This is a genomic window from Halomonas sp. NPDC076908, assembly GCF_050269715.1.
Lineage (GTDB): Bacteria > Pseudomonadota > Gammaproteobacteria > Pseudomonadales > Halomonadaceae > Vreelandella.
The window spans coordinates 42,997-62,687 of sequence record NZ_JBNNIW010000021.1; the positions used below are offsets into that span (position 1 = coordinate 42,997).

Annotated in this window: 17 protein-coding genes; 8 read left to right on the plus strand and 9 right to left on the minus strand. The window is 53.3% G+C overall.

The genetic code is table 11. The features are described from left to right. Window positions 1-10: 10 nt before the first annotated feature. Window positions 11-1,510, plus strand: coding sequence for a mannitol dehydrogenase family protein (locus ACQKE4_RS13125; RefSeq protein WP_427388822.1), 1,500 nt, complete (start codon window positions 11-13; stop codon window positions 1,508-1,510). Window positions 1,511-1,528: 18 nt separating this feature from the next. Further along, complete coding sequence (gene uxuA, locus ACQKE4_RS13130) at window positions 1,529-2,707, plus strand: mannonate dehydratase (protein ID WP_427388823.1); 1,179 nt, start codon at window positions 1,529-1,531, stop codon at window positions 2,705-2,707. Window positions 2,708-2,842: 135 nt separating this feature from the next. Here uxuA and ACQKE4_RS13135 read toward each other — a convergent pair whose 3' ends face one another. The 4 genes from ACQKE4_RS13135 to ACQKE4_RS13150 all read right to left on the minus strand — a co-directional run bounded on the left by ACQKE4_RS13135 (window position 2,843) and on the right by ACQKE4_RS13150 (window position 7,240). Next, a complete protein-coding gene (locus tag ACQKE4_RS13135) occupies window positions 2,843-4,342 on the minus strand; it encodes a sodium:solute symporter family protein (RefSeq protein WP_427388824.1) in 1,500 nt (499 codons plus the stop codon). Window positions 4,343-4,498: 156 nt separating this feature from the next. After that, window positions 4,499-4,891 carry a RidA family protein gene (locus ACQKE4_RS13140; RefSeq protein ID WP_427388825.1) on the minus strand — a complete coding sequence of 131 codons (393 nt, stop codon included), beginning with the start codon at window positions 4,889-4,891 and terminating at the stop codon, window positions 4,499-4,501. Then, complete coding sequence (locus tag ACQKE4_RS13145) at window positions 4,888-6,375, minus strand: N-acyl-D-amino-acid deacylase family protein (RefSeq protein WP_427388826.1); 1,488 nt, start codon at window positions 6,373-6,375, stop codon at window positions 4,888-4,890. Before ACQKE4_RS13145 ends, ACQKE4_RS13140 begins: the two co-directional genes overlap by 4 nt. 1 nt (window position 6,376) lies before the next feature. Continuing rightward, window positions 6,377-7,240, minus strand: a complete 864-nt coding sequence (locus ACQKE4_RS13150; RefSeq protein WP_427388827.1) for a MurR/RpiR family transcriptional regulator — start codon at window positions 7,238-7,240, stop codon at window positions 6,377-6,379. A gap of 124 nt (window positions 7,241-7,364) precedes the next feature. On the opposite strand from ACQKE4_RS13150, the gene ACQKE4_RS13155 reads away from it, so the two are divergent. After that, window positions 7,365-8,573 (plus strand): amino acid deaminase, encoded by a 1,209-nt coding sequence (locus tag ACQKE4_RS13155; RefSeq protein ID WP_427388828.1) that lies wholly within the window; start codon window positions 7,365-7,367, stop codon window positions 8,571-8,573. Between the two features lie 24 nt (window positions 8,574-8,597). Here ACQKE4_RS13155 and ACQKE4_RS13160 read toward each other — a convergent pair whose 3' ends face one another. The 5 genes from ACQKE4_RS13160 to ACQKE4_RS13180 form a co-directional block, all read right to left on the minus strand. Then, entirely contained in the window at window positions 8,598-9,278 is a 681-nt protein-coding gene (locus tag ACQKE4_RS13160; protein ID WP_427388829.1) for an HAD-IA family hydrolase, read from the minus strand. Further along, window positions 9,275-10,249 (minus strand): 2-hydroxyacid dehydrogenase, encoded by a 975-nt coding sequence (locus ACQKE4_RS13165; RefSeq protein WP_427388831.1) that lies wholly within the window; start codon window positions 10,247-10,249, stop codon window positions 9,275-9,277. The genes ACQKE4_RS13160 and ACQKE4_RS13165 overlap by 4 nt, the downstream gene beginning before the upstream one ends. Before the next feature lie 38 nt (window positions 10,250-10,287). Continuing rightward, on the minus strand, window positions 10,288-11,271 hold the full coding sequence (locus ACQKE4_RS13170; RefSeq protein ID WP_427388832.1) for a sugar kinase: 984 nt from the start codon (window positions 11,269-11,271) through the stop codon (window positions 10,288-10,290). An 87-nt stretch (window positions 11,272-11,358) separates the two neighbouring features. Next, window positions 11,359-12,375, minus strand: coding sequence for a LacI family DNA-binding transcriptional regulator (locus tag ACQKE4_RS13175; protein ID WP_427388833.1), 1,017 nt, complete (start codon window positions 12,373-12,375; stop codon window positions 11,359-11,361). Between the two features lie 73 nt (window positions 12,376-12,448). Beyond that, entirely contained in the window at window positions 12,449-14,182 is a 1,734-nt protein-coding gene (locus tag ACQKE4_RS13180) for an HD domain-containing phosphohydrolase (RefSeq protein WP_427388834.1), read from the minus strand. A 282-nt stretch (window positions 14,183-14,464) separates the two neighbouring features. Here ACQKE4_RS13180 and ACQKE4_RS13185 point away from each other — a divergent pair, with 282 nt between their 5' ends. From ACQKE4_RS13185 to ACQKE4_RS13205, 5 genes are all read left to right on the plus strand, one after another. Then, window positions 14,465-15,973, plus strand: coding sequence for an amidase (locus ACQKE4_RS13185; RefSeq protein ID WP_427388835.1), 1,509 nt, complete (start codon window positions 14,465-14,467; stop codon window positions 15,971-15,973). Window positions 15,974-16,017: 44 nt separating this feature from the next. Beyond that, window positions 16,018-16,872 carry a methyltransferase domain-containing protein gene (locus ACQKE4_RS13190; protein ID WP_427388836.1) on the plus strand — a complete coding sequence of 285 codons (855 nt, stop codon included), beginning with the start codon at window positions 16,018-16,020 and terminating at the stop codon, window positions 16,870-16,872. Continuing rightward, entirely contained in the window at window positions 16,869-17,882 is a 1,014-nt protein-coding gene (locus ACQKE4_RS13195; protein ID WP_427388837.1) for a methyltransferase, read from the plus strand. The genes ACQKE4_RS13190 and ACQKE4_RS13195 overlap by 4 nt, the downstream gene beginning before the upstream one ends. A 190-nt stretch (window positions 17,883-18,072) precedes the next feature. Further along, complete coding sequence (locus ACQKE4_RS13200) at window positions 18,073-18,813, plus strand: SDR family oxidoreductase (protein ID WP_427388838.1); 741 nt, start codon at window positions 18,073-18,075, stop codon at window positions 18,811-18,813. A gap of 22 nt (window positions 18,814-18,835) precedes the next feature. After that, window positions 18,836-19,678, plus strand: a complete 843-nt coding sequence (locus ACQKE4_RS13205; protein ID WP_427388839.1) for a fumarylacetoacetate hydrolase family protein — start codon at window positions 18,836-18,838, stop codon at window positions 19,676-19,678. Window positions 19,679-19,691: the final 13 nt, after the last annotated feature.

Consider the following 19,691-nt stretch of genomic DNA (forward strand, 5'->3'; position numbering starts at 1 on the left):
GGAGCGATCGATGCCGAACGTTGAACACTTTCCGTCATCCAAAAAGCATGCGAGTAACATAGCGATTGTCCACTTGGGCTTGGGTGCCTTCCACCGTGCCCATCAAGCGGTATATTTAGAGCGCTATCGCCAGCGCAGTGGTGATGGTGAGTGGGGCATATGTAGCGCGAACTTGCGCTCAAGCGTAGGTTTGGTTGATAGCCTGCGTGATGCTAACTACCGCTATCAGGTAGCCGAGTACGCCGATAGCGATAGCGTTACGCTGCGCGAAATCGGCGTGATCGAAGAGACGTTGTTCTCTGGTCGTAATAGCTCTGGCAATAGCGCGGACGATAGCATGGATAGCTGGGGCCGCGACCGGGAAGCGCTGTTAGTGCGAATGGCTTCCGCCGATACGCGAATGGTGACTCTAACGGTGACCGAGAAGGGCTATTTTTTAAACCCTGCCAGCGGAGTGCTGAGAGTCGATGACCCGATGATCATCGGTGATATTGCCTCGCCTCAGCAGCCGCGCACGGCCCCCGGGCTAATCGTAGAGGCGTTAGCTCGGCGGCGTGAAGCAGGCATCGCCCCCTTTACCGTGCTGTCTTGTGACAACATGCCGGATAACGGGCAGCGTGCACGCCAAGCGGTGGTACAACTGGCTGAGCAGCGCGATGAGTCCCTGGCGAGTTGGATTGCCAGTGAGGTTGCCTTTCCTTGCAGCATGGTCGATCGCATCGTGCCTGCCATGACCAATGTGGATTTTGAACGCTTGGCGGCGCTGGGAGTTAATGATCCCAATGCGGTGGTATGCGAGGCTTTTTCTCAGTGGGTGGTTGAGGATAACTTCCCCATGGGGCGCCCAAAATGGGAAGCGGAGGGCGTTGAGATGGTTGCCGATGTGGCGCCGTTTGAAACCATGAAGCTACGTATGCTCAATGGCAGCCACTCTTTGCTTGCCTATCTTGGCGCGATTGCAGGTATCGAAACAGTTTATGACGGAGTAAATGATCCGAAGCTTCGCGCTTTATTACGTCGTTATATGCTTGAAGAGACAGCGCCTACACTTGAGATGCCCAAAGGCATCGATTTAGACGCTTACGCTGACTCGCTGCTGGCACGTTTTGCCAATGACAGTCTACGCCATCGCCTGCAGCAAATTGCCATGGACGGCAGTCAAAAGCTTCCGCAGCGTTGGCTTTCCGGCACCCTGGAACGCAGCGCAGCAGGGCTATTATCTCCCTGTGTAGCGTTGGGAGTGGCTGCCTGGGTTCGTTACACTCAAGGCGAAGATCTATTGGGGAATGGCTACATCGTCGATGACCCGCTAGCCAAGCGCTTCGCCGACTTACACAGCACCCATGGTGCCGATGCAAGTGCGTTGGTGGCCGCTTTTTTGGCCATGGACGATGTGGTGCCTAGCGCATTAGCGGCGGATAAGGTGTTTGCTCAGTTTGTACTCACGGCGTATCAAACGTTGACCCAAGACGGGCTGAATGGGGCGCTCTCGGTGCTTGAGCGCAACTAATTAAAAGGAGAGATCTCCATGGAGCATACCTGGCGCTGGTTTGGCCCTAATGATGCTATTCGATTGGAAGAGATTCGCCAGACAGGCGCCACCGGTATCGTTACGGCACTGCATGAGGTGCCCAATGATCAGGTATGGTCGGTTGAGGCGATCCGTGAGCGACAGCAAATGATCGAAGCCGCTGGCCTGAGATGGTCGGTGGTAGAGAGCGTACCGGTACATGAGTCGATTAAAAAAGGTCTGCCCGAACGGGATGCCCTGATAGCTACCTACTGCCAAACACTGCGCAATTTGGCGGCTTGTGGTGTCGACATCGTTTGTTACAACTTTATGCCGGTGCTGGACTGGACGCGTACGGATCTAACGTATGCGCTGCCGGATGGCGCCTTGGCGCTACGCTTTGATCAAACAGCGTTTGCCGCCTTTGATCTTTACCTGCTCAAGAGACCCGCGGCAGAGGCTGAGTACAGCGCCAAGGAGCAAGCACAAGCAAGCCACTATCTTGAGGGGCTAGATAGCGCTGGCCGTGACAAGCTGGTCAATACGCTGATCGCAGGGCTGCCAGGAGCAGAAGAGCACTACACCCTTGAACAGTTTCGCGCAGTGTTAAAAGAGTACGCTGAGGTTGATGCTGCTAAATTACGGGAGAACCTAGGTTACTTTCTCCAGAGAGTTATTCCGGTAGCGGAAGAAGTGGGCATTCGTATGGCGATTCATCCAGATGACCCGCCACGGCCACTGCTAGGGCTGCCCCGGGTGGTTTCGACTCGTGAAGATGCCCAGTGGATTATTGATCGGGTTCCCAGCCCCGCCAATGGATTAACGCTTTGCACGGGCTCTTACGGCGTTCGTGAAGACAATGACTTGGTGGCCATGACTCGCCATTTTGCCCCACATATTCATTTTATCCACCTGCGCGCCACGAAGCGGGAAGCGGATACGCTCTCGTTCCATGAAGCGCCGCATCTAGCGGGTGATGTCGATATGGTGGGCGTGATTCACGCCTTGGTGGAGGAAGAGCGGCGCCGAGCGCGCGAGGGTGGGGCGCGGTTGCCGCTGCGCCCGGATCACGGCCACCAGCTTCTTGATGATCAGCAGCGCAACACGGCTCCGGGTTATCCACTCTATGGGCGCCTGCGCGGCTTGGCCGAACTGCGCGGTGTGGAGCTAGCGGTGAGGCAGTTAACTATTCGATAAGCTCGCGGCTCATTGTTCTTCAAAATCGGCTTATTGCTCTTCAAAAACTGCTCTTCAAAAGTTGCTCTTCAAAATAGACAAGCCCCGCTGCTTTAACGAATCAGCGGGGCTTTTTTGCGGTGCAACGACTAACGATTAGCGAGGTGCAGGGGGTGCTTCAGCACTGATCAGTGTCGGTTCGGGTACCTGCTCCATACGCTGGCGCTCTTGGTCAAGAATCGCTAGCGCCTGCTCATTGGTAACCCGTGAAGCGGGCGTGACTAGACTCACTACCACACCCACTAGCAGTGCTACTAGCACCGCGGGAATGCTTGGGTTACCCCAGAAGGCCGTCCAGTCGCTATTGGCGATAATCGTTAAAGAGGTTGCTGACGCGCTGATAAGCGTTGCGATAGCGCCCTGCCAGTTGTAGCGGGGCCAGAAGCGACCGAGCATGGCACTCACAAACAGCCCAGAAAGAATCGTCGAGATCATACGGGTGATGTAGGTGATCACGTTATCCGAAGCCAGTGCGAACAGCAGCGCCAGACCGATCGTTGCCACTAAGGCAATACGCGAGAAGCGTACTACGTTGCGCGCTGACGGCGTGCGTCCCGTTGCCAATACATACAAGTCGCGGATCAGGGTAGAAACCCCGGCAATCGCATCGGAGCTGGCGCTGGACATCGTCGCAGAGAGGCCCGCAACCAACAGTAGCAGACCCAACCCTAGCGGCATGATTTCAGTAGCTAGAAAAGGGAAAGCGTAGTTGCTGTTTTCAAGCCCGGGATTAAGCGCGTGGGTGGCCATACCAATAATGGCGGGAATGATTGAGAAGCCTAGATAAAGAACGCCGGTGATTAAAAAAGAACGGCGCACTGACTTAACTGATTCGCCAGAGTAAATCCGTTGGCGGAAAGAAGGAGTGGCGAGTACACCAATGGCAATAACAGCAGCTAATGATAGCGCTGGCAGTGCACCAATTTGACCGATACCTAGAAAGCTTGTGGCGCCCGCATCCATACCTGCGGTCAGGCCTGAGAAGCCGCCCACTTCCACCAGCGCCAAAATGGCCATCAAAATAAAACCTGCGAACAGCACCACCGCTTGAATAGTGTCGGTCCAGATAACCGCAAAGTAACCGCCTACGACACAGTAAATACCAAAGCCTAGCGCAACCAAAATGCGCGCAGTGGTTAGATCAATACCCGCCATCCATGAGAGGTAGAGGCCACCGCCAAGAATATGCGCGCCGAGCCAGCCGATACAGGCGATATAGATCAGCAGTGCGACCACATTGCGCACCAGACGGTTGGCGCCGACGTAGTAGGCGAGCTCTTCACTCATGGTCATAAAGCGCAGCTTACGTACTGAGGAAAAGCAGACGGCAAGTAACAGCACCCCAACTGCGCCACCGATACCGTACAAAGCGCCTGCCCAGCCATTCGCATAACCAAACCCGACGGCACCCATACTGGAACCGGTGCCTACCATCGTGGCCACAGTGGTGCCCACGGTAAGAAAGAGTGGAACGCTGCGTCCACCGAGTAGAAAGTCGTCTCCGTTGCCGCGCTTATGCCTGGAAACCCACCATCCAAACACAATCATGGCGACAATATAGAGCACGAAGGTGACGAGGAATATTTGACTGTTCATGTTAACCTCTTGTCGTTGTTTATCCGGCCGTTGCCGCGGCTGGAAATAGGCAATGGAAGCGATTGCCGCGAGGCTTTTTTATCCTAATCGCGCGGTAATCTGGCGCTGCGCCCTTGCCGGGGCGCAGCGCTTTTTTTGGTACTTAAAATTGGGTGTTTAAGCGCGATCAGCGCGGAAACACTTCACATCAACTTCTACTTTGCAATCCACCACCAAGTCTTGAACGCTACAGATACGCGCCGGTGGGTTGTCGCCAAATATCTCCTTGAACACCTTGTTAAACGAGGTGAAGTAGCGCGCATCGGTCAGCACCGTAGTGACATGCACGACATCTTCGACGCCGTAACCGGCTTCTTGCATAATGGCCAGACAGTTGTCAAAGGCGAGACGGGTCTGCTCAACAATGCCGCCTTCAACCACTTCGCCATCGGTCATAGGCGTTTGGCCGGAGACGTATAGCCAGCCACCGGCCTCTACGGCGCGGGCAAAGGGCAGCTTCTGACCGCCGGTTCCCACACCGCCTTCGGTGCCATATCGAGTAATACTCATGGGGTTTGCTCCTGTTTGGGGGAAAGGGGGGTAATGGTTTGAGAAATACGTTCTGTTCTGCGTAGCATTCGGCCAGCGCGCTGGTCGCTAATAGCGCCTTGGTGGTAGGCGATCTTTCCATTCACCACCACCAGATCGATACCTTTAGCGGCCGCGATGGGGGCCTCGTAATTGGCGGTATCTTCCAGCACCGTGAGATCAAACAGGGTGAGGTCTGCATAGGCGCCAATACGAATTTCACCGCGATCGGTTAAGCCAAAATTCGCCGCCGAGAGGCTGGTCATCTTGCGCACCGCTTCGGCCAGTGGCATGAGCTTTAAGTCGCGGCTGTAGTGAGCCAGCACCCGGGGGAAAGCTCCCCACAGGCGCGGATGTGGGTGCGGATCATTCGGTAAGCCATCGGAGCCCACCATGGAGAGCGGATGTGCTAACACCTGTTGCATATCCGCCTCACTCATATTGTGGTAAACCGCACCCGCTGGCTGTAGCTTCCTGGCGGCGTCTAGCAGTGACAAATCCCACTCGGCGGCGATCTCTTTAAGGGGGCGACGCGCCTGCTCTGGGTGAGGGGTAGACCAGGTAATCGTGATCTCAATCTCGTCTGTGACTTGACCTAAGTCGAGAGTGGAAGAGCCCGCCGTGTAGGGGTAGCAGTCGCAGTGGGCATGCTGGTGTTGGGCGGCAGTCTCTAATTTACTCAGCGCCTTGCCTGCGCCGCCCCAATTACCCGCGCCCGCGCATTTAAGATGCGAGATCACTAGCGGTACTCGCCCATCCCGAGCGGTGCTAAAGGCTTCGTCCATAGCCTCCAGCAGGCCAGCAAACTCATCACGCAGGTGGGTGGTATAGACACCGCCTGATTTTCCTACCGCCGCCACCAGAGGGGCCATTTCAGTGGTCGGTGCACTTATCGCATTACGGTAGGCAAGCCCTGAGCTCAGCCCCAGTGCGCCTTCCTCAAGCGCTTGGCGTAGCAGGACTTCCATTTTGGCGACTTCTTCTGCAGAAGCGGGGCGGGCAAAGCTATCCATTACCTGGCTGCGCAGGCTGGTATGCCCTACTAAGGCGGCGACATTAATGCTTGGTTGGGCGGTGTCTACCGCATTGGCGTAGGCGGCGAAGCTTGGGTATCGGAAGTCTTCTACGTTGCCCAATAGATTCATTGGGTCAGGGACTTCGCTGGTGAGTGTGACCGGGCTTGCGCTGATGCCGCAGTTGCCCACAACAACGGTGGTTACCCCTTGGGTCAGCTTTGGCAGCATCTCGGGGGTACGAATCACATTGGTATCGTCGTGGGTGTGAACATCAATAAAGCCTGGGGCTAAATAGCGCTCTTCGGCATCGATGATTGTTGTAGCGGTGGCATAGGGCATGGTTCCGATAGCGCAGATACGCTCGCCTTGAATAGCCACATCGGCACGAAAATGAGCAGCGCCTGAGCCATCCAGCACATTGGCGTTACGAATTAATAGGTCGTAAACCATCTTAATCTCCTAGCGGCTGGCGGTTGTCGCCACCGCGATGGTCATCCAGGCTCAGCTTGAGTCGGCGCAATTTGGTACGCGATCGCTCGCGATGGCGCATGGCAAGTTCAAGTGCCAACACATCGATAACGGCCAGCATGGCGTAGCGAGAGGCGGAAGGATGGAAAATAAAGTCGGTCTCCCGGGAGGTCACCGGCAGCACGATGTCGGATGTTGCGGCCAATGGAGAATTCATTGCGGTGATGGCGATCACCTTGGCGCCGTACTGCTTGGCAATCTGTGCAGACTCGACCATCTCAGGGGTGTAGCCAGTGGCGGAGAGCACAACCACTACATCTTCGGGTTCAAGGGTTGATGCCACCATGCGGGGTAATAATGCTTGTGGGTAAGCACTGATCGCATAGCCAAGGCGTACCAAACGAAACTGGAGCTCCTGGCTAAGCATGCTAGAACCGCCGCCAGCACCAAACACCAGTATCTGGCGTGCCTGATCTAACTGTTCAACCGCGCCTGCCACATCGGCCTGGGCGAGTAGGTCACGGTTGAGCGCAAGGGTTTGCGTGGCGATGTCATACACCACGCTTGAGCTGTCTTCGGGGGTTGCTTCTTGAATGAATCGGCGGCCAGCGGCCAAGGCGCGGGTTAAGCGTGTTTTTAAGTCGCGTACGTTAGTGCAGCCGATAGCGCGGGCAAAGCGGGTGACGCTGGCGTCGCTCACCCCGGCGCGCTGGGCAATATCACCAATGCTGGCTTCGGTAACAAACTCGATGTCAGCGAATATCAGCTCCGCAACTTTCTTTTCTGCGTCGCGCAGCGCGGCAAAATCAGTGGTAATGCGTGACAAAATGTCTATTTCTTGGCTCACCGTGGACTCCTGATGGTTGCCTCACTTAAAAAATATGTTAGTTTCTAACTTGAAGTCAATGGTTGTGAAAATAACTAACATGGTTAGATTTATTTAAACAGAGAGATAGAGAGGAAGTGGGCGCATGCAAACGACGTCGTTAACGGTGGATAAGGGGAGTGTCGAACTGGTGCCCAATGTACTGTCGGGTGTCAGCCTGCCTGCGGCGGTCGTGTATGAAGATCCGCTTACCCATAACGTAGAGTGGATGCAGCGCTTTGCTGAAGCTCACGGTGCCCGTCTAGCGCCCCATGGTAAAACTACGATGACGCCCGCACTTTTCCACCGGCAGCTTCAGGCAGGGGCGTGGGGCATCACCTTGGCGACTGCCCCGCAGTGTCGTGCGGCCTTCGTCCATGGCGTTACTCGGTTGCTCATGGCCAACCAACTGGTCGGCAAAGCCAATATGGCTATCATCGCCACTCTAATTGAGCAGGGCGCTACGTTTTACTGTGTGGTCGATAGCCATGAGAACGTACGGCAGCTGGGACGCTTCTTTGCTGAACGGGACTTGAGGCTATCGGTGCTAATTGAGGTCGGCGTAGAGGGTGGCCGCTGCGGCTGCCGCAATCAGCAGGAGATTGTTTCGCTAGCAGAGGCGATTGCTGAAGAGCCTGCACTTTCATTAGCGGGGCTTGAAGGCTATGAAGGGGTGGTTCACGGCGATAATCCTGAGTCGGGTATTCGTGCTTATGCTCAATATTTGGTGGATGTAGCCGTGGAGCTTGAGGCCGCTCAGCGCTTCTCCGAGCCTAACCCCATCGTGACGGCCTCAGGCTCCGCTTGGTATGACTTGATCGCAGAGGCTTTTCGTGGGGCACCGCTGCAGGGGCGATTTACCCCGGTGCTTCGCCCGGGGTGCTACGTGGTTCACGACCATGGCTTGTATCGGGAGGCGCAGACTGCTGTCATGGAGCGCCGCCCCGATTTGCAACAGGGGCTTGAGCCTGCACTCGAAGTATTCGCTCAGGTGCAGTCGCTGCCTGAGCCTGGGCTTGCCATTGTGGCGCTGGGTAAGCGCGATATCGGTTACGACCAGTTGCCTATCCCCCTTCGCCGCTACCGGGAAGCCGGTGAGGTTGCGCAACCGTTGTCAGTCACTGGTTGGGAAGTGACTAAAATCATGGATCAGCACACTTTTGTGCGACTTCCGGAAGAGGCTCAGGGTATCGAGATCGGTGATATCGTTGCTTTTGGTGCTTCTCACCCTTGCCTGACGTTTGATAAATGGCGCCAGCTGCTGCTTGTCGACGACCAATTAAACGTTAAAGAGCACTTGGCGACCTGCTTTTAAAAGCCGCCTCGTTCCTTCCTGCCGCTAAGCGGTAACGGCTGTCGATATGCGCGCGATAGCGGCGGGAAGTTCGCTGGCATGGTGGATACCAATCGCGCCCTCAGGGGTTACTTCTTCATTCGGGAAGTGATTGAGATGAATCACGTGCATACCTGCCGCCAACCCCGCTTCCACACCCACTGCCGCATCATCAATCACGATACACGCTTCTGGCGGGTAACCCATGGCGGCAGCGGCCTTACGATACAGTTCTGGATCAGGCTTCCACACGTTCAATGTGTAGGCGCTAAATAGCTTGTCAGCAAAATGGTGGCCTAGTTCGGTACTTTCCAAAGCGCAGCGTATTTTGCGCTCAGGGCCATTCGATACCACTGCTTTGGGATGGAGGTTTAGCTGCTCTAGCGCGGCAGGCATGCCAGGAATGGCCACAAGCTCGGCTCGCATGCGGGCTTCCATACGCGCCCGCATGCCTGCCTCTAGGCTGGCAAATTCACCTTCAGCCAGCGCTTGAAAACGGCCTTCAAGCGTTTGGACGATGGTATGAAAACGCACGCCTCTAAACTCCTCCATATACTGTTGGGCAGAGAAGGGCAGGCTGAACTCGGGAAGAATGTCGCCCATCACTTCGGCAAGCAGTATTTCGCTATCCACCAGGGTGCCATCGCAGTCAAACAGTAGGCAGAGGGGCTTGGCGCTTTGCTTCATCGATAAGTTTCCTCGTTAACTAAGCTGATAGGACGTTCACCCTGCAGTGCCAAGCGAATATTATCCACTGCCCGCTGAGCCATGGCATGGCGGGTTTCATGGGTGGCAGAGCCAATATGGGGAAGTGCAACGACATTCGTCATTTTGGTTAGAGGAGACGAGGCGGGTAGCGGCTCCTGCTCAAATACATCGAGCCCGGCACCCTGAATAACACCGTTCTCAAGGGCCTTTATCAATGCCGCTTCATCAACGACTTTGCCACGGGCGATATTGATGAAAATGGCAGATGGCTTCATCAGCGCAAACTCACTGGCGCCAATCAAGCGTTCGGTCTCGGGTGTCAGCGGTACCGTGACACAGACGAAATCGGCCTCGGCCAGCAGCTCGTTTAGTTCCCGCCGCTCGGCGCCCAACCTGCTTTCTACCTCGGGCTTGGGTGATGCGTTGGAATAAAGTATCTTCATGCCAAAACCCAGGGCACCACGCCTGGCTACCGCTTGCCCGATGCGTCCAAAACCGACCATGCCTAGGGTTTTGCCATGCACATCGCTGCCAAATAGCGCGGGGCCAATACCGGCCTTCCAGTTATCGCTTTTGACTAACTCAGCGAGTTCCACCACGCGGCGTGCGGTGGCCATGATCAGTGCAAAGCCAGTATCAGCCGTAGTTTCGGTGAGCACATCGGGCGTGTTGCACAGCATAATGCCGCGCTTAGTGAGTTCATCCACTGGTATGGTGTCGTATCCGACTGAGATAGTGGCAACTGCCTCTAAGTTTGGTGCCGAGTCTAAAAGCTTAGCTGTAATGGGCAGGCCTGAACCAATAATGCCGTGGGTTTCGGCCAATAGGGCACTGTTCTCAGCATCTGCCAACGATGACGATTTAGGTAGCTCTGTTACCTCGAATAAGTCGCTAAGCTCTGCTACCTGAGCATCGTTAAGCCTTCCTTGAACCAATAGGCGTTTTTTCATTGTTATCTCCTGGTCACTTAGCTTTTATTAAAATTCGTTTAAACAGCCTGTTGGCTGGCTTCAAGGGTTTGTAGCTGGTTGCGATTTGGCAAGCCTTCCATGTCACCCACCACTTGGATAGCTTGAGCACCAATCAAATTACCCCGCTGGGTGGCGTGGCGAGCCGAGTAGCCATCCAGTAACGCACTAATAATACCAACGGCGAAGCCATCGCCAGCACCTACGGTATCTACCACCTCTGCTACGCGGCAACCGGGCACTGTGAAATGCTCCTCTTGGCCGTCTAGGTTGCCACGATAATAGCTGCCTTCAGGGCCTAGTTTAATGATCACGGCAGAGGCACCTTGATCCAGATAGTAGCCTGCTACGTCATAAGGCGTCTTCTGCCCAGTGAGCAGTTGCCCTTCGGAAAGCCCAGGTAGTACCCAGTCTGAGCGCGCGGCAAGGGCATTAAGCGTATCACGCATATCGGCTTCGCTAGCCCAAAGGCTGGGGCGTAAATTAGGATCGAAGGAGATACTGGCGCCGCTGTTGCGGGCTTGTTCGAGCGTATGGAAAGCGAGTTCTCGGGCAGAAGTGGATAAGGCCGGAGGAATACCCGTGGCGTGTACATGGCGCAGCGCAGTGAAATCGATATCCCTGGCGTCCTCTGTGGTTAAGTGGCTGGCAGCGCTGCCGCGCCGGAAGTACTCCACTTTGGGGTCCGCACCACCCAGCGCGCGCTCTTTAAAAAGCAGTCCAGTGGGATGCTGGGTGTCGGTATGAAGGTGGCGGCAATCCAGTCCTTCGCTTTCCAAGGTATGGCGGATAAAGTCACCAAAACTGTCGCTGCCAACACGGCTTAACCAACCCACATGAAATCCTAAACGTGCTAAGCCGATCGCCACATTGGTATCCGCGCCTGCAATACGGCGTTGAAAATGCTCAATCTCGGAGAGCTTGCCTGGCGAGCCTGCTACGAACATGGTCATGGCTTCGCCAAAAGTGAGAATTTCAGGAGGGTTAGAGAAGGTCTGAAGCATGGCAAATAATCTCGTTGGGTTGTTTATTTTCTAATAATGGGAACGATACCATTTGTAGCGATGGTTTTTGGATAGCGCTATAAAACTTTATTGCTGAGTGGAGCCTCGTTTGATCAAGGTAGGTGCAAAACTCAATTCTGTCGGCATAGCTGTGGCGTGCGGCGCAATTTGATGCATCAGGCAGTGAATTGCTGTTTGGCCAATCGCATCCGTGGGTTGGGCAAGCGTCGTAATGCCGGGAAGCACTAAGCTACACCAGTCGAGCTCATCAATCCCCATGAGACCAACCTTGCCGAGCGTCAGGCCAAGCTGCTGAAAAAGGCGTGTTACCGCGAGCGTTGCATTGCCGTTGCCACATAGGACGGCGCAGGGGAGATGTTTGTGGTCAACAATAAAGTTGTCCAACGCTTTAAGTGTTGCAGTGTCGTCTGGTGGGGTAAGCAGTAACGTTGAGTGGCTTAGTGACCGTTGTTGGGCACCCTGATTAAAGTAGGTTAAACGTAGTTGGCGTGTGCTTGATTGTTCTGGTGTTTCGCTAACATATAGAATGGCTTGGTAGCCTTGCTCAGCTAAGTGTTCAAGTGCCATGTCAACCGCTTGATAATTGTCCAGCCCGACCACTGCAGCATCCACATGGTTGACCTCACGATCTAGCAGTACAATCGGCGTTCCCCTGTGAATAAAAGTGTGAAGCTGGCGCTCTGGGCTGCCAGCCGCATTAATCACTAAACCTTCCACTTGATAGGCACCTAGAAGCGCTAAATGCTGGCGTTCCTGTTTAGGATCGTTGTCCGTATTGCCTACCAATAAAGAGTAGCCATATTGGCGGCAGGCCTGCTCCACCCCGTGAGTAATGGCGACTGAAAACGGATTGCGGATATTGGCTACCAGCATTCCCACTAGTTTTGAGCGTCCACCTTTTAAGCCACGCGCCATTTGGTTGGGTTGGTAGCCAAGCGTTTGAGCGGCTTGAGCGATACGATTTTGAAGGGCGGGAGAGAGCCGTTCACGCTCTTCGCCGAAATAGCGAGAGACGCTGGTTTTAGAAACACCTGCGAGATGGGCGACTTCAAGAATAGTAGAACGTCGATGAGCCGAAGGCATGATCTGCTTCAATTAATGGTAACGATTCCATTTTGAGCAGTTTTGTATTGCTTCGCAAGGATGGGAGGAGCGCTTAATTATACTTTTTCATGCTCACATTGTAATCAGTTGGGTTGACGGTTCCCTCCAACTGACCAATTTGGCTAAAATCGCTGTTTAGTAGAATGGTATCGATAGCGGTATCCCGAAAAGCCAAGTTTTTAACCACATTGACTTTGCAAGGCATTCCCTTAGCGTCAACATCCATAATCCATGCCAGAAAACCGTTTGAAAACTTAGCCAAACTGCCAATGGGATAGAGACCAAAGTGTTGGATGTATTCAACTAGCAGAGCCCTTTCATAAACATCAGAGCGGCTGTTGGCCCACCGGTAAGCATCTAAAGGCTGCTGTGGGTGCTGCCCATTACGTTCATGAGTCAGTTTATTGATTATTTTAATAACGCTGATTAAGCGTGCAAAATCGGATAGTTCGGCGGACCACTTTCGATTTGGATAACCGCTTCCATCAAGCCGCTCGTTAGCATTGAGAATTATATCGTTGCAGGTTGGGCTAGGTTTCCAATTTAAGCTGTTGAGTTTAATGTCGAGAGCCTGGACGTGCTGTTTGAGTATTTCCGCTTGCGACGGTGACATATGAATTTTTAGCGAGGGTAACTGCTCACTTATCAGCAGAGGTTTACCCATGGTGTGGAGCAGTGCGCCGGTGACGGCTTCTCTGGTTTTGGAGGCGAACGGGTCACGGCTAATCAGTGTCATGGCGAGCTGACTAGCCACTTGGATGGCATGGCGTACCCACTCCGGCTCTTCGTGCAAATACGTTAAGGCATATTGCAAGGATTTGCGGTCATAGTTAACCATGTACAGTATGCTATCAACACACTCGTAGAGGATGTTTAATGGTATTATGTTTTTGTTTTTAATAAACATTAATATTATTTGCAGCTGTTGGGATATTTCAATGACGCCGCGTAATAATGGGGTTCTTTGCGCATTTATGTGTTGCTCTTGCTCTTCTTTATGCAGCATTTTTCTCTCTTTCGCATCCGCTATAAAAAGCTTTGATTTTGGCCGAGAAATATTTTGTGTGCCTAGACGTAAAGCAGCCTCAGCCTCCACTTCCGCCACATAATGAAAAAGTGTTTCCGTCAAAATGGGAGGGATATTGGTGAATGCTATGCCAATGGCGGCATGTCCATGGTTACCAAAAGGGCGCATATGACGAATTTGCCCTTGAGTGCTAAAGGCCTCTCCGTTGGGAAACTCTATCGTGATACCTGGCAGAGAGTGGTCGACAGACAGCGCAATACTGTCCTCAAGGCTTATGTCCACCATGCAGCCACTTATCGAAAGGTTGCGAACTCGCCCTTCTATATGAAGCTCATGGGCAAACACTTCTATGTGAGCACGGGCATGCATACCAAGAATAAAGGGAACCCTGAGCGCACCACGATTATCTAAGGAGAAAATAGAGTTAGGCAGTTGACACTCAAGATGGTAGGTGTGGGTATCTATTTTAATAATATGGGCAGGAACGTGCTCAATATTATAAATTTCTTCTGATTCATGCCCATGCCGAGAAGTCTCTATATCAAACGATATAGTGTCGTTATTTAGATAGGGGGATAGTGAAAGACCTGGATAGTTTATCTCTAACGTGACTTTTCGGTTGTCAGGTTCAATCTTAAAAACGGTTGCTTCTAAAGAGTGAGCAGCTTCCTTAGAAAAAATAGTAATAGCGTGATCTTTGATGAACAAAGACTTTATTAGAAGGTTAGCCGTATTTTGAGCGGTTGCGTCTATTATCATATTTATTTTGCTACGTTGTTTTTTGTGATTTATTGTGTTTTTTTTGTATATTATCTGATGTGTGTTCACCTATAATTAAAGATAGTATGTACAGTTAATAATTGATAGTTATGAAAAAATAAAACAACTGATTAGCGACAGTTTTTCAATTGGTTGCAAAACAAAAATGTTTTTTGCTATGCCTCTTTCACTGCAGCCGATATCTGGCTATGAGTATTACTGAGCAATAACCCAGGTGGCGTATAGGCTCTCTGCTAGGCTAGAAAAAACAGAGGGACGTATATGCATCTCGATGAGTACAAAACGTTCGACGCCACCGGCCTTGCCGAGTTGATCCAGCGGCGTGAAGTAAGCCGAGAAGAAGTACTCGAAGCGGCTATAGCGGCAATTGAAAAGCATAATCCTTTATTAAATGCTGCCGTAAGAACCCGGTTCGAGCGCGCCCGACAAGAGAGTCAGCGGCTAGTAACTAATACTATTTTTGCCGGTGTACCCACCCTGAGCAAAGATCTTCTAATGGGAATGGCGGGGGAGCCTTTGGCGTTCGGTAGCGCATCGCTAGCTCACTGGTGCCCACAGGAAGATGCATTGTTGATTCAGCGTACACGTGCAGCTGGCTTAGTCATCCTCGGGCAAACAGCAACTCCTGAGCTTGGGTTGATGGGGATTACCGAGCCGAAGGCATTTCCTCACCCGCAAAATCCATGGTTGGAAGGCTACTCCCCCGGAGGCTCCAGCGGTGGTGCTGCCACCGCTGTGGCCAGCGGTATGGTGCCCATGGCGCTGGCTGGGGATGGCGGTGGTTCTATTCGTATCCCTGCCAGCTATTGTGGCCTATTTGGTTTTAAGCCTTCTCGGGGACGAGTCCCTCTTGCGCCTACCCATGGCGAAGTGTGGCAAGGGGCGGTGATAGAACATGCGCTTACCCGTAGCGTGCGCGATAGTGCCGGACTGCTTGAGCAGATCAACGGCATGGCGGCAGCTGGGCCTTACCCAGTGCGGCGGGAAACAGGCTATGTCGCTGCTTTATCGGTTCCACCTCCACCACTGCGTATTGCCATCTCGCTGGGGGAGCCGCTAAGCCGAGGTCTGGGAACGACGTTAGCGCGCGAGGTTAAGCTGGCCGTTGAGAAAACGGCGGCAGCATTAGCGGCGATGGGCCATGAGGTGGAGTGGCGTGATCCACTCGTTGATGGAATGGCGCTGGCTGATAGTTATCTTACTCTCTATTTGGGCCATTTGGCTGCCGATCTTACCTGGGTAAGCCAGCAAACAGGGGTACCTGTCCATAAACTTGATATTGAGCCTTCAACCCGTGCTATTGGTCGCTTAGGCACGAAGCTTTCTGCATTGGACTACGAATTGGCTAAGCGGCACTGGCATGTGGCGGCTGAGCAGATGAGCCGCTTTCATCAACGTTATGATGTGCTGGTCATGCCTGTGGCGGCGGATGTTGCGCCAAAAATTGGCGAGCTTTACCCCTCCGAATCGCGAGAAAGGGTAATGGGGCTGCTGGCAATTCCAGGGCTAGCATCTTTAGCATTAAAGGCGGGGCTGCTTAAGCGCTTGGCGGTAGATGCCCTACGTCGCACGCCGTTCACCCAGCTGGCCAATCTCACCGGGCAGCCCGCGATGTCGGTGCCTATGCATATTGCGGCCAATGGGTTGCCAGTGGGCGTGCAGGTCGTTGGTCGCTTAGGAGAGGATAAGCAGCTACTTCAGTTGGCGGCGGCTTTAGAGCAACATGAGGACTGGAAGCGTCACCTCCCTCGGCAGGCGTTTCGTGCTTAACCAGGGTAGACTACGCGCCTCTGATTCGACGCCTGGTCTTATGCATGCCCCTCAACGATGAACCAAAAAGCCGTGAATTGAAAAAAAGCGAAATGGCAGATTATGAATTAACTCAGGCTGGCGACCGTTACTTTGATGGCCTGGTTGATAAATTTTCCCGTTCACTCTATCAAGCGCCACGCGGTGAGCTGCGTTTGGCGATGCTCGACTATTTGTTGCCGCAAATGCTGCAGTTAAAAGAGCAGCCCGTACTCGATATAGGCGGTGGCTTAGGCCAGCAGGCGGCGTGGTTTGCCAAGTGTGGGCATGCGGTGACCATGGCTGAGCCCTCAGAAGATATGCTTAACCACGCGAAGCAGTGGCACCAGGACGACCCCGCATTACCTCATGAATTGATTACCTACCTACAAGCACCGCTACAAAAGCTTGGCCAACAAGCGGCAGGGCCATGGCCGTTAATTACCTGCCATGCGGTATTAGAGTGGTTAGGTGACCCGCAAGCGGCACTGGCTAAATTGAGCCATTTATTGGCTCCAGGCGGCCAGCTTAGTTTGATGGTTTTCAACCGCGATGCGCTGCGCTTTTCTAATGTGGTGAAAGGCAATCTTGAGAAAGCGCTGAGTGATCGATTGGCCGGCAAGGGCAAGCGTCAACGGTTAACGCCGATTTCACCCGTCTCTCATGCTGAGATTGAGCAGTGGAGTGCTGCAAATGACCTGCAAATAGCGTCAGTCGCGGGCATCCGGGTTTTTCAAGACTACTTACGCAAACCGCCCGTCACGCCGCTAGAAAATGAAACCCTGATTGCCTTGGAAAAGCAGTACTGCCGCCAAGACCCTCACTGGCGTTTAGGCCGTTACCTACTTTATACATTAATTAAACCGGAGACCGGTGAATGAGTGCTCAAGCCCCAGCGTGTCAGTTACTGGAACGCCAAAAGGATAATTATGCCGCCCTTTGGGTCATTGGCCCCCCAGTGGATAGTTGGCTGAGTGACCGCTCCACTGGCGTGGTAAGTGGCGATCACGAAGTGCTGGCGGAGTGGACTGCCAAAGGCAAGCAGGCGCGTAGCCCTTTTGATCTAGCCCAAGGCGAGCCGCTAGGAAAAGAGGTGGTGCTATTTTGGCCAAAAGCGCACCAGCTAGGTATTTGGTGGCTAAAGTGGTTATGCGAACAGCTGCCCAGTGGAACGCCGTTTGAGATTGTGGGCGAGCACCAGGGAGGCATTAAGCGGGTGCCCAAAATGCTTGAGGAGCTCGGCTTGCCTTGGGACAAGCGTGATAACGCCCGGCGCTGTACGCTATTTACCACGCATACAGTAGCGTTAGAGCCAACCAGTGGGGCAAGCGACACAGCTTGGCAGTCGTTTGAAACACTAGGCTTAACGTTGGTAAGTCACCCCGGTGTCTTTGGTCACGGTAAAGTCGATGAAGGCACGCTATTAATGCTGGAAAGCATTGAAGATAGTTTGCCGAAAAAACCGCTCAAGGTGCTGGATATGGGCTGTGGCGACGGCATTGTGAGTGCTTGGCTAGCAAAGCGAGGCCATCATGTGACGGCAGTCGACATCAGCGCTTTTGCAGTAGAAGCCTGTAAGCGCACATTAGCCGCCAATGAACTCAAAGGACGAGTACTCTGTAGCGATGTGTTTAGTGCCCTTGACGGTGAGCAGTTCGACTGGATTATCAGCAACCCTCCCTTCCATAAAGAGCGCGATGTCAGCTATGGCCCTAGCCAGCGCTTGATTAGCCAAGCGCCTGAGCATTTGAGCACAGCGGGGCGTTTGGTCATTGTCGCCAATGGATTTTTACCCTATCCAGAACACTTGCAACGCGCTTTTCAAGACTTTCACACGCTGGCGGATAATCGCCGTTTTAAGGTTTATGGTGCGATTAAGCCAGGCCGCTAGCCCTCAGTCGCTAACCGGCGACTAAAGTTGGTACTCATAAGTCGCTATTTTGCCCTTGGCAAGCTTGCCAGGAGCAAAGTGGCTCATCCATACTCGATTTATTGGTCAAGCTGTCATACATTCAGATGTTCTGACTTTGAGCATGTTCCTACCATTCTGGAACATGCCGCTACCAGGGATGTGCCATACGATGCGACTCAACAATAAAACTGCACTGGTCACCGCTGCTGCGAACGGAATTGGACGCGCTACCGCTGAACGCTTTGTAGCTGAAGGTGCGCGAGTATTTGCAACAGATATCGATATTGCCATGCTAGAAGGTGTGGAGGGTGTTGAAGCCTACTGCCTGGATGTAACAGATAGCAAAGCGATTCATGAACTGGCGAGCTCATTGCCTAACCTAGACATACTTTTCAATTGTGCGGGAATGGTGGCGGGGGGATCTGTACTTGAGTGTGATGAAGCGACTTGGCAGCGTTCACTGGATCTTAATGTCACCTCCATGTTCCATACCTTGCAGGCTTTTTTACCGGGCATGCTGGTCAATGGGGGCGGCAGTATCATCAATATGGCTTCCCTTGCGTCCAGCGTTAAAGGGGTCGCGAATCGCTGTGCTTATGGCGCTTCCAAAGCGGCGGTGATTGGTCTCACCAAATCGGTAGCTGCTGACTTTATGACCCAAGGCATTCGTTGCAATGCTATCTGCCCTGGTACGGTGGAATCGCCCTCATTAAAGCAGCGTATCGCCGAGCAGGCGCGTAAAGAGGGGCGCAGCGACGCCGATGTGCTGGCATCTTTTATTGCCCGCCAGCCAATGGGTAGGTTAGGACGGGTGGAAGAGGTCGCCGCATTGGCGACTTTCCTGGCCAGTGATGAAGCTGAGTTTATTACCGGGACTGCGCAATTGATTGATGGCGGCTGGGCAAACTAATCACTTTAGAAGGCATAACAATATGAAACTTGTACGTTTTGGCTCACCGGGTCAGGAAAAGCCGGGCATCGTGGATAGTCAGGGAAAAGTACGTGATCTCTCTTCCATCGTGGGTGATATTGCCGGTGATGTACTGAGCGATGATGGCTTAAATAAATTGCGTAATGTCGATCTGACCACGCTGCCGGAAGTGGCAGCCGATCAGCGTCTTGGGCCCTGTGTGGGGCAGGTTGGCAAGTTTATCTGTATTGGCCTTAACTACTCTGATCATGCGGCTGAAACCGGGGCTGAAGTGCCACCGGAGCCGGTTATTTTCAACAAATGGACCAGCGCGATCTGCGGCCCTAATGACGACGTTGAAATTCCACGCAATTCCAAGAAAACCGATTGGGAAGTGGAGCTTGGGGTCATTATTGGCAAAGGTGGCCGTTATATTGATGAAGCCGATGCGATGTCCCATGTGGCGGGCTTCTGTGTGGTCAACGATGTGTCTGAACGCGAGTTCCAGCTAGAGCGCAGCGGTACCTGGGATAAAGGCAAAGGTTGCGATACGTTCGGCCCTCTAGGCCCCTGGCTGGTAACCCGGGATGAAGTCGCAGACCCCCACCAGTTGAGTATGTGGCTAGAGGTTGACGGCCACCGTTATCAGGATGGCAATACCCGCACCATGGTCTATCAAGTGCCTTTTTTGATTAGTTACTTGAGTCGCTTTATGAGCCTACAGCCCGGTGATGTGATTTCAACCGGAACGCCCCCAGGGGTTGGCATGGGGCAGAAGCCTCCTGTTTATCTTCGCAATGGACAACAAATGCGCTTAGGAATTGAAGGCCTGGGTGAACAGCAGCAGCGGGTCGTACAGGCCTAATTACGGCTAAGAG

Bases quoted from the DNA above. Each gene is read 5' to 3' on its own strand.
- ACQKE4_RS13125 (WP_427388822.1), top strand. From the start codon at position 11: ATGCCGAACGTTGAACACTTTCCGTCATCCAAAAAGCATGCGAGTAAC.
- uxuA (WP_427388823.1), top strand. From the start codon at position 1,529: ATGGAGCATACCTGGCGCTGGTTTGGCCCTAATGATGCTATTCGATTG.
- ACQKE4_RS13135 (WP_427388824.1), bottom strand. From the start codon at position 4,342: ATGAACAGTCAAATATTCCTCGTCACCTTCGTGCTCTATATTGTCGCC.
- ACQKE4_RS13140 (WP_427388825.1), bottom strand. From the start codon at position 4,891: ATGAGTATTACTCGATATGGCACCGAAGGCGGTGTGGGAACCGGCGGT.
- ACQKE4_RS13145 (WP_427388826.1), bottom strand. From the start codon at position 6,375: ATGGTTTACGACCTATTAATTCGTAACGCCAATGTGCTGGATGGCTCA.
- ACQKE4_RS13155 (WP_427388828.1), top strand. From the start codon at position 7,365: ATGCAAACGACGTCGTTAACGGTGGATAAGGGGAGTGTCGAACTGGTG.
- ACQKE4_RS13160 (WP_427388829.1), bottom strand. From the start codon at position 9,278: ATGAAGCAAAGCGCCAAGCCCCTCTGCCTACTGTTTGACTGCGATGGC.
- ACQKE4_RS13165 (WP_427388831.1), bottom strand. From the start codon at position 10,249: ATGAAAAAACGCCTATTGGTTCAAGGAAGGCTTAACGATGCTCAGGTA.
- ACQKE4_RS13170 (WP_427388832.1), bottom strand. From the start codon at position 11,271: ATGCTTCAGACCTTCTCTAACCCTCCTGAAATTCTCACTTTTGGCGAA.
- ACQKE4_RS13175 (WP_427388833.1), bottom strand. From the start codon at position 12,375: ATGCCTTCGGCTCATCGACGTTCTACTATTCTTGAAGTCGCCCATCTC.
- ACQKE4_RS13180 (WP_427388834.1), bottom strand. From the start codon at position 14,182: ATGATAATAGACGCAACCGCTCAAAATACGGCTAACCTTCTAATAAAG.
- ACQKE4_RS13185 (WP_427388835.1), top strand. From the start codon at position 14,465: ATGCATCTCGATGAGTACAAAACGTTCGACGCCACCGGCCTTGCCGAG.
- ACQKE4_RS13190 (WP_427388836.1), top strand. From the start codon at position 16,018: ATGCCCCTCAACGATGAACCAAAAAGCCGTGAATTGAAAAAAAGCGAA.
- ACQKE4_RS13195 (WP_427388837.1), top strand. From the start codon at position 16,869: ATGAGTGCTCAAGCCCCAGCGTGTCAGTTACTGGAACGCCAAAAGGAT.
- ACQKE4_RS13200 (WP_427388838.1), top strand. From the start codon at position 18,073: ATGCGACTCAACAATAAAACTGCACTGGTCACCGCTGCTGCGAACGGA.
- ACQKE4_RS13205 (WP_427388839.1), top strand. From the start codon at position 18,836: ATGAAACTTGTACGTTTTGGCTCACCGGGTCAGGAAAAGCCGGGCATC.